The organism is Arthrobacter echini (assembly GCF_004803505.1).
Classification (GTDB): Bacteria; Actinomycetota; Actinomycetes; order Actinomycetales; family Micrococcaceae; genus Arthrobacter_D; species Arthrobacter_D echini.
Window position 1 is genome coordinate 30,718 of record NZ_SSWH01000004.1, and the last position, 14,454, is coordinate 45,171.

Sequence of the window (14,454 nt, forward strand, 5' to 3'; positions counted from 1 at the left end):
GGGCAGCAGCCGGGCATCACCACGACCACAGAGGAATCAGTACATGGCACGGAGCTTCCGCAGGAAGTCGAACCAGGGGAACGAAGCAGCCGGGTCCCACGCCGTCGAGCCGGCCATGGATCCCGCGCTCGCTCCGGCTGCCGACGATGCGCCCCGGCGCGCGTCCCGCCAGAAGGCGGAGAAGAGTGCCGATCGCGGGATCGGTGCCTGGCTCAAGGAGATCGCGACGATCATCGTGATCGCGTTGGTCCTCTCGTTCCTGATCAAGACCTTCTTCTTCCGTGCCTTCTTCATCCCGTCGGGCTCCATGGAGGAGACCCTCGAGATCGACGACCGCATCTTCGTCAATCAGCTCGTGCCCCAGCCCTTCGATCTCCAGCGGGGGGACATCGTGGTCTTCGAGGACACCGAGGGCTGGTTGCCGCCGCAGGAGGAGGTCCAGCTCAGCTGGCTCCAGGAGGCGCTGATCTTCATCGGTCTCTCCCCGGACCGGTCCCAGCAGCATCTGGTGAAGCGTGTGATCGGGCTGCCCGGGGACACCGTGGCCTGCTGTGACGCCGAGGGTCGCCTCACGGTCAACGGTGAGCCCATCGTGGAGCCCTATCTGTTCCCGGGCGCGAACCCCTCGGACGTCCCGTTCGACGTCGTCGTCCCCGAGGGCAGCGTCTGGGTCATGGGGGACCACCGCAATGCCTCGGCCGATTCCCGCGCGAATCAGGACAAGTCCGGGGAAGGGTTCGTCGACATCGACGACGTCGAGGGCAGGGCCGCCGTCATCGCCTGGCCGCTGGATCGCATCGGCTTCCTCGACAATCATCCGGACGGCGTGTTCGACGGCGTTCCGGAGCCTGCGGGATCGTGAATGCCCTTCGTCGGCCACGCTCAGTTGCCCCTACCCTCCGCGTCGAGAAGTCCCTCGCGGAGCAGGGCCACAGATTCGTTGCGGGATGCGACGAGGTCGGTCGGGGAGCTCTGGCCGGTCCGGTGTCGGTCGGCGTCGTCGTCGTCGACCTGGAGTCCGTCAAGGGGTTGCGCGGAGTCCGCGACAGCAAGCTGCTGCGGCCCGCCGAGCGTGAAGCGCTGGTGCCGCGCATCCGGCGCTGGTCCGTGGCCTCCGCCGTGGGCCACGCCTCCGCCGCGGAGATCGACGCCGTCGGTCTCATGGGCGCCCTCCGGAGCGCCGGGAGCAGGGCATGGGCAGCCGTCAGCGCGATCGTCCCTCCCGACGTCGTCGTGCTCGACGGGAACCACGACTGGCTGTCCGCGCGCCTGCCGGGCGCACGGGGCGAGGACGCCGGGAGTGCTGCGGCTGAGCCGGGCTGCAGGGCACCCGTGCACACACGGATCAAGGCGGACCTCACGTGCCTGAGCGTGGCCGCCGCGAGTGTACTCGCGAAGGTGGAGCGGGATGCCCTGATGGTCTCGCTCGCCGCACACCACCCGTCCTTCGGATGGGACGTCAACAAGGGGTACGCCACCGAGGGGCACCGCGCAGCGATCGACGCCGCCGGCCCCACGGGGTATCACCGTAGAACCTGGCGTCTGGGCAGCCTCGACAGGCCTGCCGCGCCGATCCTGGAAAGAGGATGATCGAATGAGTGCCGAGGATCTCGAGAACTATGAAACCGATATGGAGCTCCAGCTCTACCGCGAGTACCGGGACGTCGTGGGGCTCTTCAGCTATGTCGTGGAGACCGAGCGCCGGTTCTACCTGGCGAACCATGTGGATCTGCAGGCGCGCTCCGCGGACGGCGAGGTCTACTTCGATCTGACGCTGCAGGACGCGTGGGTGTGGGACGTGTACCGCTCGGCGCGGTTCGTGAAGAACGTCCGCGTCATCACGTTCAAGGACGTCAACGTCGAGGAGCTGACGAAGACGGACGACATCACCCTGGCGAAGGACGGGACGCTGGGCAGCTGAGCGCGGCTCACCCCACCTGGTCCCGCGCCGTCAGAGCACGATGACCTGCCGTCCGGCGGGGCGCCCGTCCGGCGGTGACGCGAGTACAGCCAGCGCCTCGCCGGCGTCGTCGAACGACCACTCGTCGACGTCCAGGGGCTCGAGTGCGCCGGAGTCGAACCCGCGTCCTGCCTGCGTGAGCGCATGCGCCGTCTCCACGCCGGTGAGCTGCAGAGTGTCCAGGCCGATCAGCCGGCGTCGACCGTGGAAGAACTCGGCCAGATCGAAACTCACGGTGGGCTCCGCCGAGAACATGGCGACCTGCCGCCCGGGGTTGGCCTGCGCCTGCACGGACGGGGCGAAGAAGTCACCACCGACGGTGTCCAGGACGAGGTCGGCGCCCCGTCCCTCGGTGACGTCCTGCACGGCATCCGCGAGGTCGGCGGCATCGAGGTGCAGCATGTCATGGACACCTCGCACCGGGGAACCCGAATGTCGGCTCGCGCCGATGACCCGCGCCCCCGACCACGCCGCGACCTGCGCAGCCATCCGACCGACGGCGCCGGTGACCCCGGTGATGAGCACCCGCTCGCCGGGCTGCACCCTGCCGATCGAGACGATGGCCTCCCACGCCGTGAGCGTGGGAATACCGTGCGCTGCGGCCTGAGCCGGTGAGAGGGACCGCGGCCGCCGTGCCACCCAGTCCGCGGGCACGGTGACGTACTCGGCGAGGCTGCCGTCCCGGTCCGCTGCGAACCCCTGCGGGGTGCCCCACACGGCGACCCCGTCGAGGTCACCGCCCGCTACCGTCCCGGCGAAGTCCCGCCCTGCCGTCCGCGGCAGTTGGCCTCCGAAGGCGCCCTGCAGATTCGCAAGATCCATCGGGTTCAGACCTGTCGCCTCGACGCGGACGAGGACCTCACCTGCACCAGCCTGCGGAGTGTCGACCGTTCCGAGGTGCAGCACCTCCGGTCCGCCGAACTCCTCGAATCGCCATGCCCTCATGTCAGCTCCTCTCGACTCAGCTGTCGTCGTTCAACCACTCGCGTCCCTGCGCGTACAGGGCTTCGACCTCGGGACCCTTCATACCCGGTCGCGGGGGGCCCTTGACCTCGTAGCCTATCTGCGTCTGCAGATAGGCCAGATGGCGGTACCCGTACGGGAAGGAGTCGAGCAGGCTCCGGTCGAGATCGACGCCCGCCCCGGGTGTGGTCGGGTCCATGCGGTCCTTCTCGTAGATGCAGCGACGGTGGACGATGGCCCAGCGTCCGTCGCGTTCCTCGAAGAAGTCGTAGAACCGGCCCGTGCACACGACGTCCACCTCGACCCCATGAACCTCCGCGCGCTGCGAGATCGTCATCTTCGTCTGGGCGATGGCCCGCCGCCCCACCAGGTCGAGGCTCGTTCCGCCGAGTGCGTGAATGATCGAGACGCCCTTCTCCCACCCTTCCCGGCGTCCGGCCATGAAGTCGTCGGCGGACGCCTCGCGCCACGTCGCGGACATATCGGCACCCTCGTGCCACACGGTCCCGAACTCGTCCCAGAATCCGGAGTCGGAGAAGACGATCCAGTTCTCGATGACCTCTCGGATCGCGAGCTTGTCCTCCCAGCGAGTGGTGCTCATCGTCCCGTCACCCCTGGCTTGATGGAGATGTGCGTGAGCTCGAGGAAGTCGTCGAGCACGGCGCTACCGCGCATACGGCCCGTACCGGAGGCCTTGAAGCCGCCTTCCTCGAACTGGTCGTACAGCGCCGCCCGGTCGTTGATCCAGATGGTCCCCGCATCGATCGCCTCGGCGACGCGCAGCGCGCGATCGACGTCACGTGTCCAGATGCTGGCGGCGAGGCGGTACTCCGTGGCGTTGGACATCTGTACGGCCTGCTCCTCGGTATCGAACACCTCCATGGTGAGAACCGGACCGAAGATCTCCTGCTGGACGACGCCGTCGATCCGGTCTGCATTCGCCTGGTCGATGACCGGGCCCATCTGACTGTCCGGGTCCGAGGCGGGTCCGACGACCAGTGCCTCGAGGGCGTCCTTGAGTCTGCTGCGCACCTCGTCGGCAACGCCGCTCTGTACGAGCAGGCGGCTGCCGGTCATGCAGAACTGCCCGGCGAAGACGGCGAGGGCCAGGACGGCCTTCTCGACGGCCTCGCCGAGGTCTGCGTCGTCGAACACGACGAGGGGGGTCTTGCTCCCGAGCTCCAGAGCGAAACGCTTGAGGTGTTCGGCCTCCTGCTCGGAGATGACCCGACCCGTGGCCGTCGACCCGGTGAAGCTGATCGACGGGACGTCCGGGGACTTCACGAGCACCTGCCCGGTCTCCGTGCCGCCGTTGAAGAAATTGACGACGCCCCGGGGCAGGTCCTCGGTCTCCGAGACGACCTCGGCGATGAGGGAGTTCGTGTGCGCGGTCTGCCACGGCAGGTGGAAGGCCACGGTGCAGCCGGCGGCCGGAGCCAGCGAGCGGATGCCCAGAGCAATGGGACTGTTCCACGGCGCGATGATGCCTGCGACGCCCATGGGCTGTCCGATGACCCAGTCCAGTACGCCGGCCTCGACCGACGACACGTGACCGCTCTCGGTCAGGGCGAGGGCCGCATTGAACCGCAGCGTGTCCGGCACGAACCCGAACTCGACCTCGGCGTGGGCGCGCACCTTGCCGTTCTCGGTCATGAGGACCTCGAGCAGGTCTTCCTTGCGTGCCTCGAAGCGGGCGGCCATGTTGTTGCCATTTTGTTGAGGACCCGGGCCCGTAGCCGACGGTCCCGCTTCCAGTCGGTCGTGTCGAACACGCGTTTGGCGACGTCGACAGCGTGCTGCGCGTCGTCGGCGGTCGCCTCCGCGTACTCACCGATCTCCTCCCCGGTTGCCGGGTCGATGGACATACCGGTTCGTCCGGAATCCAGCCACTGGCCATCGATCCAGTGGCGGGCCTTCTCGTATCTCGTCATCGTGGGCCGCGTCCTTTCGAGCTGCCGGAATGATGCACACGATGGTACAGGGCACTCAGCCCCCTGCGCCCCCCTTGACGAGACGGGATCCGTTTCGTGCCATGGTTCCTCCCGCCTCGACCCTCGGAGCTGCCCGGCGAGGAATGTCCACCGGCTGTGGTGCGCGTGCTGTTGTCCACATAGCAGCTTCTCTTCCTCGGTTCTTCCTTCCCCTGTTCCAGGCTGGGGGTGGAGGTGATGACCATGTTGGCGAAGGATCAACTGGGACGCCGCGGGGAAGCGACGGCCGCTGAGTTCCTCAAGGGCGAGGGCCTGCTGATCGTGGACCGCAACTGGCGGTGCCCGGCGGGTGAGATCGACCTCGTCGCGGTGGAGGGCTCCACCCTGGTGATCGTCGAGGTGAAGACGCGGAGCTCGGACGACTTCGGGCAACCGCTCGAGGCGATCAGTGCCGGCAAGCTCGAGAGGTTGTACCGGCTCGCCCTGACGTGGGCGCGGGCCCACGAGTTGCGCTTCAGCGGTTTCCGCATCGACGCGGTCGGGGTGCTCGACGACGGTTCCGGGGCTCCGCGTATCGAGCACGTCAGGGCCATCGTCTGATGGCCCTCGGTCGGACCTACGCGGTCTCGCTCGTGGGCATGAACGGTCACGTGATCGAGGTGGAGGCCGACATCGGGCAGACCCTGCCGGCGTTCGTGCTCCTCGGGCTGCCCGATGCCTCGCTCAACGAGGCGAAGGACCGCATCAGGGCGGCGGCCCGGAACGCCGGTGTTCCGCTGAGCCGCAGGAAGCTCACCGTCAATCTCATCCCCGCCTCCCTGCCCAAGCGCGGTTCGGCGTTCGACCTGGCGATTGTCATGTCGGCTCTTGCCGCGGCGGGGGATGTGCGTGGGTGCGGTTCCACGGTCTTCATCGCAGAACTCGGACTGGACGGCCGACTGCGTCCGGTCAGAGGAGTGCTCCCGGCGGTCATGGCGGCTGTGGCGGCCGGACATCATCGCATCGTCGTCGCCGAGGAGAACGAGGCGGAGGCCGCACTGGTCCCCGCGGCCGAGGTCAGTTCCTTCCGCACACTTGCCGACGTGGCGCTCGCCTTCGGCGCCGACGCGTCACTGGTGAAGCTGCCCGATCCCGTGCTCGCCGTGGCGACGGCGGCGGAGCACGCACAGCCCGAGCACCTACGTGACCTCTCGGACATCGCCGGCCAGCAGGAGGCCCGCTTCGCGCTCGAGGTCGCCGCTGCGGGCGCCCACCACCTGCTGATGGTCGGACCGCCCGGGGCGGGCAAGACCATGCTCGCCGAGCGTCTGCCCGGAATTCTGCCTGATCTCCAGGACGACGACGCGATGGAGGTCACGGCCATCCACAGTCTCAGCGGTGACAGACCCTGTGCGGAGCTGGTGCGCAAGCCTCCCTTCGAGAGCCCGCACCACACGGCGACTCCGGCCTCCGTCATCGGGGGAGGCAGTGGTATTCCGCGCCCGGGTGCAGCATCCCGTGCCCATCGCGGTGTGCTGTTCCTCGACGAGGCGCCGGAGTACGAGCGGCGGGTCCTCGAGGCGCTGCGTGAGCCGCTGGAGAGTGGGCGACTCGTGCTGCACCGAGCCTCGGGAACGGCATCCTACCCGGCTCGTTTCCAGCTCGTGCTGGCACTGAATCCGTGTCCGTGCGGTCTCGCCAGCGGAAAGGGAACCGACTGCGTGTGCACGGCCCAGCAGCGTCGACGCTACTTCAACAGGCTCTCCGGGCCGCTGCTGGATCGTGTGGACCTGCAACTGGCGGTGCGGCGGGTCGGACTCGCCGACTACGCCGATGCCCATGCAGCGGAGTCCTCGGCCGTGGTCGCGGCACGGGTCTCCGGTGCCCGTGGTGCCCAGCGGGAGCGGTTGAGCGCGTGGGGCATCGCCACGAATGCGGAGGTGCAGGGCCGGATCCTTCGCGACGAGCTCGCCCTGCCGCGCACCGTCACGGCCTCCCTGGACAGGGCCCTCGAACTCAATCTCGTCAGTGCGCGTGGCTGGGACAGGGTCACACGCGTCGCATGGACCATCTCGGACCTCGCCGGTCGCACCCGTCCCGATGCCGACGACGTCGTCACCGCGCTCGGGTTCCGACTGCAGGAACGGGCGGCGTGATGAAACCCGACAACTCCACCACACTCGCCAGGGCGGCACTCTCGCGCCTGTTCGAGCCCTCGGACAGCGTGGGACTCGGTCTGGTCGCCATGGTGGGACCCGTCGATGCCCTACGGATCGCCCGCAGGGACCTCTCGGCGGACACCACCCTCGGGTGCTCTCTGCGTGAGTTCCTCGGGATTGCCGACGGGCCGCGGGACCCGCTCCAGGACGGGCTCACCCGGTGGGCACCGCGACTGGCCGATCTTTCTCCTGAGCGTGACCTGGCCACCCTCCGCCGGCTCGGCGGTCGGCTGGTCACCCCCGAGACCGATGAGTGGCCCGAGGCCCTGGACGATCTCCAGGGCGCTGCTCCGGTGTGCCTGTGGGTGCGTGGGACGCAGTCGGTCCCGCCGCTGAGCCGTGTGGCGGCCGTCGTGGGATCCCGGGACAGCACCGCGTACGGCGACTCGGTGACAGCTGAACTGTCCTCGGGTCTGACCGAACGCGGGTACCGGGTGATCTCCGGTGGTGCCTACGGCATCGATGCACGTGCGCACAGGGCTGCACTGGTGTCCGCCGATGGTCAGGGTCCGTCGACCATCGCGGTGCTTGCCGGCGGCATCGACAGGTACTATCCGGCGGGCAACGAGGAGCTGCTACGCAGTATCGCGCACTCGGGTCTACTGATCTCCGAAGTTCCGCCTGGGGGCTCTCCCACCCGCTGGAGATTCCTGCAGCGGAACCGGTTGATCGCAGCGCTGAGCGCTGTGACCGTCGTCGTGGAGGCGCGTTGGAGATCGGGAGCCCTGAACACGGCACACCACGCCGCAGGACTCGGCCGTCCTGTCGGTGCCGTGCCCGGCTCGGTCCATTCCGCCAATTCGGCCGGGTGTCACAGACTGCTGCGCGACGGGTCCGCGGTCTGCGTCACCGACGCGGCCGACGTCGTCGAACTCGCCGGCCCGTTGGGCGGCGAGCCCCTGGGCGATCGTGCACGGGCCGAGGCCGCTCCCACCCGTGACCAGGACGGCCTGACGGTACCGGATCTGCTGGTACTGGACGGGTTGCCGGTACGGAGCACGACGACCGTGGACAAACTGTCGTCCGTGGCCGGTCTCTCCGTCCGCGAGGTCATCAGCGGGCTGTCCCGCCTCGAACTCGCAGGCCTCGCATGCCGCACCGGTGAGGGGTGGCGGCGGCAGAGAAGATGACGTGCCCGACCAGGGCTCGAGCAGCCGGTACCCGGCCGACAGCAGGAGGATCACCATGGCGAGAAGCAGTGCAGGCAGCATGCGTGAACGATGGCATCAGGAGATCGAGTCCCCGGTGGGAGGACTCGTGCTCGTCGCCGAGGCAGAGACCCTCGTCGGTCTCTACCACCGGAACCACGACCCGGCACCCGAGCCTGTACGGCTCGGGTACGCCGTCCACCGGTCAGGGCCGACGCCCGCGGTGGCGGGGACGGGTAGCGGGTCCGATGCCCAGCAGCCCGTGCCGGACACCACGATGGCCGTCCTCGACCGAGCAGCACTCCAGCTCGGTGAGTACTTCGCAGGCGCCCGTCAGGGGTTCGATCTTCCTCTTGGGCTTCACGGCTCCGACTTCCAGGTACGCGTCTGGACCGATCTGCTGAAGATTCCCTACGGCGAGCGTCGCAGCTATCGTGATCTCGCCGAACGCGAGGGGAATCCCGCCATGGGCCGGGCCATCGGAGCAGCCGTGAGAGCCAATCCGGTGTCCATCATCGTGCCGGGTCACCGAGTGGTCAGCAGTTCCGATCGACTCGTGGGTTACGCCTCCGGTATCGGGACGAAAAGCGCCCTGCTCGAGCACGAAGCCGGAACCCGCAGCCTCGTAGGTACTGTGGGAGGGGCTGCCGGCCGTGGGTCGCAGTGAGTACTCGCTGTGGGGCGCGGTGAGGCGCGATAGGAACCGGAAGCGGAGGCGTCATGGGAAGCGGCAGCGCAGCAGGCCCCAGGCAGTTCGAGACGGCACTCGAGATGTTCCTGGATTACCTGACTCGGGAGCGTCATCGATCCGACCACACCAGGCGCGCCTACCAGCTGGACATCGAGCTGTTCCTCGCACATGCCTCTGGTGCTGGCGCGTCCGGTCTGCAGGACCTCGAACTGCACCACTTCCGTGCCTGGCTCGGTGCACTGGATGCCGCCGGCCTCTCGCGTTCCACGATCGCGCGGAGGGCAGCCTCGGTCCGGACCTTCATGGACTGGGCCGTCCGCGACGAGCTGGTGCCGGTGAATCCGGCACTGCGCCTTCGTGCGCCGAAGCGGGCCAGTGCTCTCCCCGAGGTGCTGAGCCGGTCGCAAGCCACAGCGCTGTTCGACACGCTCGCCGAGCGGGCCCGGTCCGGCGACCCGCGCGAGCTCCAGCGGCGCGCGATGCTCGAGCTGCTGTACGGGTCAGGGGTTCGCGTGGGGGAACTCGTCGGCCTCGACATCGACGACCTCGACCTCGAGCGCCGCACGCTCGTGGTTCTGGGCAAGGGGGAGAAGGAACGAACGGTTCCGTACGGAGTGCCCGCCGCGGAGGCCACGGATGACTGGCTGAGGCGAGGACGAAAGCAGTGGGTCACCGGAGTGAGCGGTGCCGCGTTGTTCCTGGGACCACGTGGCGGGCGAATGGGTCAGCGCGCCGTGAGGTCCCTCGTGGCGGAATCCCTCGAGGCGCTCGGGGACACGGCAGCCCGCGGTCCGCACTCCCTGCGGCACAGCGCTGCAACCCACCTGCTCGACGGCGGTGCCGATCTGCGGTCGGTGCAGGAGCTCCTGGGTCATTCGAGCCTCGCAACCACCCAGTTGTACACGCACGTCTCGGTGGACCGCCTCCGCCAGAGCTACCAGCAGGCGCACCCCCGGGCCTGAGAGCACTACAGCCCTCCACCGGGACCCGCGGCTATCCACCTCGCCCGGCCGGCGCTCCCCGGCAGTGGCGCGATCCGCCGATCTCGGGCACAATGAGCCGTAGCCGGCGAGGATCCCTCGTTCCGCGGAAGACTTCCGCGGAAGACGTGGACAGCGTCGGTATGACACGGGCAGTGCCATCCATCACTGAAGGTCGTTGGGGAAGACGTACCTACAGCTATGGAGGATGGAATGTCTGTTGTGATGGCGCGCGGTGTCCTGTACGTGCACTCGACCCCCAGTGCGCTCTGTCCGCATGTCGAGTGGGCCGTAGGGTCCGTGCTGGACCAACGCACCGACCTGGCGTGGACCGTGCAGCCTGCTGCTCCCAGCATGCTGCGAGCGGAATTGCCCTGGTCAGGCGTGCAGGGCTCGGGTTCCCGCCTGGCATCCGCGTTGCGCGGCTGGGCGCACCTGCGTTTCGAAGTCACCGAGGAGCAGAGCCCCGGTGCCGACGGCGGCCGGTGGTCCTACACTCCCGAACTCGGAATCTTCCATGCGACGACGGACGTGCACGGCAACATCATGATCAGCGAGGACCGGATCCGCTACGCCTACGAGGCCGGAGCGGGAGATCCCGCAGCTGTCTACCACGAGCTGTCGCTGGCGCTCGGCGAGTCCTGGGACGAGGAGCTCGAATCGTTCCGTCATGCCGCCGAGGGGGCCCCTGTCCGATGGCTCCACCAGGTGGGTTAGGAACAGGTCGGCCGGGAACTCGCCGGCCAGGTGTATCGACCCCAGGGGTGGCCGGCAGGAGGACGCAGGCCGCTGCCAGATGTATCTCGCCCAGGGTCGACCGGCGCTCAGACGTTGCGCAGCACGATCACCGCGTTGTGTCCTCCGAAGCCGAACGAGTTGCTCAGGGCGACGACGTCTCCCGCCGGCAGATCGCGGGGTGCGGTCACGATGTCGAGGGGAATCTCCGGATCCTGGTTGTCGAGATTGATCGTCACGGGGGCTTTCCGCTCATGCAGTGCCAGGACCGTCATGATGGCCTCCATCGCGCCCGAGGCTCCGAGAAGGTGACCTGTCTGCGACTTCGTCGCCGAGACGGCCACCTGATCGAGATGAGCGCCCAAGGCGGCGTTCAACGCCGTGTACTCGGGCTTGTCACCCACGGGCGTCGATGTGGCGTGGGCGTTGACATGGACGACATCCTCCGCCTGGGCACGAGCGTCGAAGAGTGCTGCCTTGAGTGCCCTGGTGGCGCCGAGACCCTCGGGATCCGGTGCGGTGATGTGGTAGGCGTCGGCTGTGACGGACGTCCCGGCGAGTTCCGCGTAGATCCGCGCGCCGCGGGCCAGCGCGTGCTCTTCCGCCTCGATGACGAGGGCGCCGGCGCCCTCTCCCATCACGAAGCCGTCGCGGTCGGTGTCGTAGGGGCGTGAGGCGAGTTCCGGTTCGCTGTTGCGCCGTGACAGGGCCTGCATCGAGGCGAAAGCGGCGATCGGCATCGGGTGGATCGCAGCCTCGGCCCCACCGCACATCACCACATCGGCCTTGCCCGAGCGAATGAGTTCCAGTCCCTGATGAAGTGCTTCTGTCCCCGAGGCACACGCCGACACCGGAGTGTGTGCTCCTGCACGCGCGCCGAGGTCGAGACTGACCGCCGCGGCAGGGCCGTTCGGCATCAGCATCGGGACGGTCATCGGCAGCACCCGGCGCGGCCCCTTCTCCCGGAGCGTGTCCCAGGCATCGAGCAGGGTCCAGACACCGCCGATACCCGTTGCGAAGGCCACGGCCAGCCGGTCCTTGTCCACCTCCTCGATGCCCGAATCACGCCAGGCCTCACGCGCCGCGACCACGGCGAACTGCGTCGAGGGATCCATACGCTTGGACTCCACGCGGGAGAGGACCTCCGATGCCCCAGTGGCGATCTGGGCGGCGAAGGTGACCGGTAGCTCGTACTTCTGCACCCAGTCCGCTTCGATGGTTCGTGCACCCGAGACCCCCGTGAGGGCGTTGGCCCACATGGTGGGTACGTCCCCGCCGATCGGGGTGGTTGCACCGAGTCCGGTGATGACGACTTTGCGTGGCATGGTCACTCTTTCGAAGCGGGAAGAACGCACCGGCTGCACCGGGGCGAGGACGTGACGACTGCGGCCGCTCACACGGCGGGTGTGCCGGGAGCGGCCGCAGGGCGGGAGCCGGAGCTGCTAGGCCTGGGCGCCGGAGATGAAGGTGACGGCGTCGCCGACGGTCTTGAGGTTCTTGACCTCTTCGTCGGGAATGCGTACGCCGAACTTCTCCTCCGCATTGACCACGATGGTCATCATGGAGATCGAGTCGATGTCGAGGTCGTCGGTGAAGGACTTGTCCATCTCGACGGACTCGGGGGCGAGCCCGGTCTCCTCGTTGACGATCTCTGCCAGGCCGGCCAGGATTTCTTCGTTGCTCGCCATTACGGCTCCTTTTCTGTTCTTGCCGGCGGACCGGCGGGGATGGGCAGATCGCGCTGTCGCGATCTGGGCTTGGGGACTAGGGCAGAACCACGACCTGCGAACCGAAGACGAGTCCGGCACCGAAGCCGATCTGCAGCGCGAGCCTGCCACTGAGCTCGGGCCGCTCCTTGAGGGTGCGGTGCATGGCCAGCGGGATCGAGGCGGCCGAGGTGTTCCCCGCATCGACGATGTCCCGCGCCACGTAGACGTGCTCCGGCACCTTGAGCTGCTTCACCATCTCATCGATGATACGGATATTGGCCTGATGCGGCAGGAACACGGCGAGATCGTCGACGGTCACACCAGCGGCATCGAGGGCGCGCTGGGCCACTTTCGCCATTTCCCAGACCGCCCAGCGGAACACCGTCGGGCCGTCCTGGCGCATGGTCGGCCACAGGCTCTGCCGCTCCGCGTCCACGTCCTGCTGGCGTTCGGCGTCGGTGGCGACGGCGCCGATGGCGTAGTCGCGCACGTCCAGCAGCGAGCGGTCCATCCGGATCGCGTCGCGCTTGCTGCCGTCGGAGCCCCACACCGACGGTCCTATCCCGGCGGAGTCGGCGGGACCCACGACGACGGCGCCGGCACCATCGCCGAGCAGGAAGGAGATGGTGCGGTCGGAGTTGTCGATGAAGTCCGAGAGCTTCTCGACGCCGACCACCAGGACGTACTCGGCCGTTCCGGCATGCACGAGGGCGTCGGCCTGCGCGATTCCGTAGCAGTAGCCGGCGCAGGCGGCGGAGATGTCGTATGCGGCGGCGGGCGTGGCCCCCAAGCGGTCCGTCAGCTGGGCCGCTGCCGAGGGAGTGGCGTAGGGATGTGTCACGGTCGAGACCAGGACGGCGCCGAGCTGGGAGGCGTCGATGCCGGAGGCTGCAAGTGCCTCCTGGGCTGCGGCTTCCGCCATGTCGATCACGCTCACATCGCGCGGCGCACGGTGGCGTGTGACGATGCCGGTCCGCTGCCGGATCCACTCGTCCGAGGAGTCGATCCACTGACAGACGTCCTCGTTCGTCACGATCACCTCTGGCCGGTAACCGCCCACGCCACGGATACGTGTGTGTTCGCGGAGGGGGGCCTGCTTGAGTGTACTGATGCTCACTTGGATCCTTCGGGTATGAGAGACGGATCGAGATCCGGGGTCCGCGAATGCTCTTCGATGAACGCGGCGGCGGCGTCCAGGTCCTCGGGAGACTTTACGGGCAGCGATGCGGTTCCGCGCATTCCCCGGCGGGCCAGCCCGGTCAGGGTTCCGGCGGGGGAGAGCTCGATCATTCCGCTGATCCCCATCTGCTGCATCGATTCCATGCAGAGATCCCAGCGGACCGGACGCGATACCTGCGCGATCAGGCTGTCGAGGTTCTGCTGCCCCTGGACGATGGGCCTGCCGTCGTAGTTCGAGATCAGCGTGGCGACCGGCGCCGAGGGGGAGAGCGAGGGCCGAAGCGCCTCCAGCGCCGTGACGGCCGGCGTCATGTGTCGGGTATGAAATGCGCCCGCGACCTTCAGGGCGATCACACGTGCCTTCGCGGGAGGATTCTCGGCGAGGGACGCGAGTTGCTCGGTGGTACCCGCGGCAACCACCTGTCCGCCACCGTTCATGTTCGCTGCGGTGAGTCCGAACTCCGCCAGACGCGCGGCGACGTCCTCGGGGTCACCCCCGAGCACCGCGCTCATGCCGGTCGCTGTTTCGGCGGCGGCCTCGGCCATGGCATTGGCCCGGACTCGGACGAAGGCGACGGCGTCGTCCTCGGTCAGCGCTCCGGCGACGGCCGAGGCGGTCAGTTCCCCGACGGAGTGACCGGCGACGACGGTGGCCGCCGTCAGGAGGAAGTCCTCGAGGAGAAGGCGGGCCGTGACCAGGCCGGCGGCGACGATGAGCGGCTGGGCCACCGCGGTGTCCTTGATGGTCTCCTCGTCCGAGACGGTCCCGTGACGGACCAGGTCGACCCCGGCTCGCTCGCTGAGCTGTTCGAGGTGATCGCGGACTCCTGCGAGTTCGAGCCAGGGGCTCAGGAAGCCCGGAGTCTGGGAGCCCTGTCCGGGGCAGGTGATTGCAAGCACTCTTCCAGCTTTCCAAATGGAGTCGGTGTTACCGCGTGGCCGGCCGAACCAAGCTGGTTG

17 protein-coding genes are annotated in these 14,454 nt (G+C 68.2%); 9 read left to right on the top strand and 8 right to left on the bottom strand.

The genetic code is table 11. From position 1 onward, the window contains the following. Positions 1-43: 43 nt before the first annotated feature. The 3 genes from lepB to E8P82_RS05725 are packed head-to-tail and all read left to right on the top strand — an operon-like array spanning position 44 to position 1,921. Positions 44-862 carry a signal peptidase I gene (lepB, locus tag E8P82_RS05715; RefSeq protein WP_246021000.1) on the top strand — a complete coding sequence of 273 codons (819 nt, stop codon included), beginning with the start codon at positions 44-46 and terminating at the stop codon, positions 860-862. Further along, positions 859-1,590, top strand: a complete 732-nt coding sequence (locus E8P82_RS05720; protein ID WP_136453550.1) for a ribonuclease HII — start codon at positions 859-861, stop codon at positions 1,588-1,590. Before lepB ends, E8P82_RS05720 begins: the two co-directional genes overlap by 4 nt. Positions 1,591-1,594: 4 nt before the next feature. Beyond that, positions 1,595-1,921: a DUF2469 domain-containing protein gene (locus E8P82_RS05725; protein ID WP_136453551.1), complete on the top strand. Its 327-nt coding sequence runs from the start codon at positions 1,595-1,597 to the stop codon at positions 1,919-1,921. 30 nt (positions 1,922-1,951) lie between these two features. On the opposite strand, the gene E8P82_RS05730 is transcribed toward E8P82_RS05725, so the two are convergent. From E8P82_RS05730 to E8P82_RS15150, 4 genes are read right to left on the bottom strand one after another with little or no spacing between them, the layout of a single operon-like run. Then, the gene (locus tag E8P82_RS05730; RefSeq protein ID WP_136453552.1) at positions 1,952-2,905 is read right to left on the bottom strand and encodes a quinone oxidoreductase family protein; all 954 of its coding nucleotides are present in this window, start codon (positions 2,903-2,905) and stop codon (positions 1,952-1,954) included. Positions 2,906-2,921: 16 nt separating this feature from the next. Beyond that, the gene (locus E8P82_RS05735; protein ID WP_136453553.1) at positions 2,922-3,524 is read right to left on the bottom strand and encodes a nuclear transport factor 2 family protein; all 603 of its coding nucleotides are present in this window, start codon (positions 3,522-3,524) and stop codon (positions 2,922-2,924) included. Continuing rightward, the gene (locus tag E8P82_RS05740) at positions 3,521-4,624 is read right to left on the bottom strand and encodes an aldehyde dehydrogenase family protein (RefSeq protein WP_211096804.1); all 1,104 of its coding nucleotides are present in this window, start codon (positions 4,622-4,624) and stop codon (positions 3,521-3,523) included. The genes E8P82_RS05735 and E8P82_RS05740 overlap by 4 nt, the downstream gene beginning before the upstream one ends. After that, positions 4,573-4,854, bottom strand: a complete 282-nt coding sequence (locus E8P82_RS15150; RefSeq protein ID WP_211096805.1) for an aldehyde dehydrogenase family protein — start codon at positions 4,852-4,854, stop codon at positions 4,573-4,575. The genes E8P82_RS05740 and E8P82_RS15150 overlap by 52 nt, the downstream gene beginning before the upstream one ends. A gap of 234 nt (positions 4,855-5,088) precedes the next feature. Between E8P82_RS15150 and E8P82_RS05745 the strand changes: the two genes are divergently transcribed. The 6 genes from E8P82_RS05745 (at position 5,089) to E8P82_RS05770 (ending at position 10,588) form a co-directional block, all read left to right on the top strand. Further along, complete coding sequence (locus E8P82_RS05745) at positions 5,089-5,454, top strand: YraN family protein (protein ID WP_211096806.1); 366 nt, start codon at positions 5,089-5,091, stop codon at positions 5,452-5,454. Further along, entirely contained in the window at positions 5,454-6,989 is a 1,536-nt protein-coding gene (locus E8P82_RS05750) for a YifB family Mg chelatase-like AAA ATPase (RefSeq protein ID WP_136453555.1), read from the top strand. Before E8P82_RS05745 ends, E8P82_RS05750 begins: the two co-directional genes overlap by 1 nt. Continuing rightward, entirely contained in the window at positions 6,989-8,182 is a 1,194-nt protein-coding gene (gene dprA, locus E8P82_RS05755; RefSeq protein ID WP_136453741.1) for a DNA-processing protein DprA, read from the top strand. The genes E8P82_RS05750 and dprA overlap by 1 nt, the downstream gene beginning before the upstream one ends. 55 nt (positions 8,183-8,237) lie before the next feature. Further along, complete coding sequence (locus tag E8P82_RS05760) at positions 8,238-8,867, top strand: methylated-DNA--[protein]-cysteine S-methyltransferase (protein ID WP_246021002.1); 630 nt, start codon at positions 8,238-8,240, stop codon at positions 8,865-8,867. Positions 8,868-8,920: 53 nt separating this feature from the next. Further along, a complete protein-coding gene (locus E8P82_RS05765; RefSeq protein ID WP_136453556.1) occupies positions 8,921-9,853 on the top strand; it encodes a tyrosine recombinase XerC in 933 nt (310 codons plus the stop codon). A gap of 231 nt (positions 9,854-10,084) precedes the next feature. After that, positions 10,085-10,588: a DUF3145 domain-containing protein gene (locus E8P82_RS05770; RefSeq protein ID WP_136453557.1), complete on the top strand. Its 504-nt coding sequence runs from the start codon at positions 10,085-10,087 to the stop codon at positions 10,586-10,588. Between the two features lie 107 nt (positions 10,589-10,695). Here E8P82_RS05770 and fabF read toward each other — a convergent pair whose 3' ends face one another. The 4 genes from fabF to E8P82_RS05790 form a co-directional block, all read right to left on the bottom strand. Continuing rightward, complete coding sequence (gene fabF, locus E8P82_RS05775) at positions 10,696-11,931, bottom strand: beta-ketoacyl-ACP synthase II (protein WP_136453558.1); 1,236 nt, start codon at positions 11,929-11,931, stop codon at positions 10,696-10,698. 117 nt (positions 11,932-12,048) lie between these two features. Beyond that, positions 12,049-12,294 carry an acyl carrier protein gene (locus tag E8P82_RS05780; RefSeq protein ID WP_026552001.1) on the bottom strand — a complete coding sequence of 82 codons (246 nt, stop codon included), beginning with the start codon at positions 12,292-12,294 and terminating at the stop codon, positions 12,049-12,051. A gap of 76 nt (positions 12,295-12,370) precedes the next feature. After that, positions 12,371-13,432 carry a beta-ketoacyl-ACP synthase III gene (locus E8P82_RS05785; RefSeq protein ID WP_136453559.1) on the bottom strand — a complete coding sequence of 354 codons (1,062 nt, stop codon included), beginning with the start codon at positions 13,430-13,432 and terminating at the stop codon, positions 12,371-12,373. Beyond that, positions 13,429-14,394, bottom strand: a complete 966-nt coding sequence (locus tag E8P82_RS05790; RefSeq protein ID WP_136453560.1) for an ACP S-malonyltransferase — start codon at positions 14,392-14,394, stop codon at positions 13,429-13,431. Before E8P82_RS05790 ends, E8P82_RS05785 begins: the two co-directional genes overlap by 4 nt. Positions 14,395-14,454: the final 60 nt, after the last annotated feature.

Bases quoted from the DNA above. Each gene is read 5' to 3' on its own strand.
- E8P82_RS05765 (WP_136453556.1), top strand. From the start codon at position 8,921: ATGGGAAGCGGCAGCGCAGCAGGCCCCAGGCAGTTCGAGACGGCACTC.
- E8P82_RS05780 (WP_026552001.1), bottom strand. From the start codon at position 12,294: ATGGCGAGCAACGAAGAAATCCTGGCCGGCCTGGCAGAGATCGTCAAC.
- E8P82_RS05750 (WP_136453555.1), top strand. From the start codon at position 5,454: ATGGCCCTCGGTCGGACCTACGCGGTCTCGCTCGTGGGCATGAACGGT.
- E8P82_RS05725 (WP_136453551.1), top strand. From the start codon at position 1,595: ATGAGTGCCGAGGATCTCGAGAACTATGAAACCGATATGGAGCTCCAG.
- E8P82_RS15150 (WP_211096805.1), bottom strand. From the start codon at position 4,854: ATGACGAGATACGAGAAGGCCCGCCACTGGATCGATGGCCAGTGGCTG.
- E8P82_RS05770 (WP_136453557.1), top strand. From the start codon at position 10,085: ATGTCTGTTGTGATGGCGCGCGGTGTCCTGTACGTGCACTCGACCCCC.
- E8P82_RS05740 (WP_211096804.1), bottom strand. From the start codon at position 4,624: ATGGCCGCCCGCTTCGAGGCACGCAAGGAAGACCTGCTCGAGGTCCTC.
- dprA (WP_136453741.1), top strand. From the start codon at position 6,989: ATGAAACCCGACAACTCCACCACACTCGCCAGGGCGGCACTCTCGCGC.
- E8P82_RS05735 (WP_136453553.1), bottom strand. From the start codon at position 3,524: ATGAGCACCACTCGCTGGGAGGACAAGCTCGCGATCCGAGAGGTCATC.
- E8P82_RS05730 (WP_136453552.1), bottom strand. From the start codon at position 2,905: ATGAGGGCATGGCGATTCGAGGAGTTCGGCGGACCGGAGGTGCTGCAC.
- lepB (WP_246021000.1), top strand. From the start codon at position 44: ATGGCACGGAGCTTCCGCAGGAAGTCGAACCAGGGGAACGAAGCAGCC.
- E8P82_RS05760 (WP_246021002.1), top strand. From the start codon at position 8,238: ATGGCGAGAAGCAGTGCAGGCAGCATGCGTGAACGATGGCATCAGGAG.
- fabF (WP_136453558.1), bottom strand. From the start codon at position 11,931: ATGCCACGCAAAGTCGTCATCACCGGACTCGGTGCAACCACCCCGATC.